At 65.2% G+C, this 943-nt stretch carries 1 protein-coding gene; it reads right to left on the reverse strand.

Annotated features, from left to right (window positions below):
• Positions 1-895, reverse strand: a protein-coding gene (locus ACI3KS_RS19600; RefSeq protein WP_404920214.1) for an IS5 family transposase whose coding sequence is annotated in 2 segments (ribosomal slippage) — positions 1-534 and positions 536-895 — 894 coding nt in all. Because the reading frame shifts where the segments join, the coding sequence is not laid out codon by codon here.
• Between the last annotated feature and the right edge of the window lie 48 nt (positions 896-943).

The following is a 943-nucleotide window of genomic DNA, read 5'->3' on the forward strand; positions in this document are numbered from 1 at the left end:
CTAGGGCGTGTCTCCTAAATGGTGTAGCCAGGCGATGACGGCGTTGAGGACGACGGCGGCTCGGTAGACGATGGCGAGTTTGTCGTATCGCGTTGCCAGGCCTCGCCATTGCTTGAGTCGGCAGAAGCCGCGTTCGATGACGTTCCGGTTCTTGTAGTCGACGGGATCGTATGTGACGGGTCGTCCGCCGCGAGATCCGCGGCGGGTTCGGTGGCCTTGTTGGTCGCGGGGTTCGGGGATGACGGACTCGATGCCTCGTGCTCGCAGGTGTGATCGGATCGCGCGTGAGGAATAGGCCTTGTCACCGCGAAGCTTCTCAGGGCGGGTTCGGGGCCGCCCGATCGGGCGGGCAATTCGGAGGTCGTGAAGCAGCGGCAGGAGCATCGGCGAGTCTCCCGCTTGTCCGGGCGTGATCGCCGTAACGAGCGGGAGCCCATGGCCGTCGACGAGCTGATGAACCTTCGTCGAGAGGCCACCCCGGGAGCGGCCGAACCCATGATCAGGCGGCTCGAGCCCCGGAATCGTGTAATTCGACAGATCCCCCTGTGCTGCGGGTGATGTTCGTTGCATGCTGGTGCGCGCGGGCGATCGTGGAGTCCACCGAGACCGACCAGTCGACCATGCCGGCGGCATCCGCCGCGGCGAGCAATCGCCCCAGGACCGTGTCCCACAGACCGTCGCCGGCCATCCGGCGATGCCATTTCCAGACCGTCTGCCAAGGCCCGAACACGGTCGGAAGGTCTCGCCACGCGATCCCGGTCCGATACCGATACACGATTCCCTCAACCATTGAGCGGGCGTCCGCGAACGGGCGCCCCTTACGCCCCGTGGGGCCGGGCATGAGATCGGAGATCGACGCCCACTGGGCATCCGACAACAACACGAAACGACTCACCCGACAACACTCTCAGACCACGCCCACCATTTAGGAGACACGCCCTAG

This window comes from Microbacterium sp. ZW T5_45 (genome assembly GCF_044987415.1).
Lineage (GTDB): Bacteria > Actinomycetota > Actinomycetes > Actinomycetales > Microbacteriaceae > Microbacterium.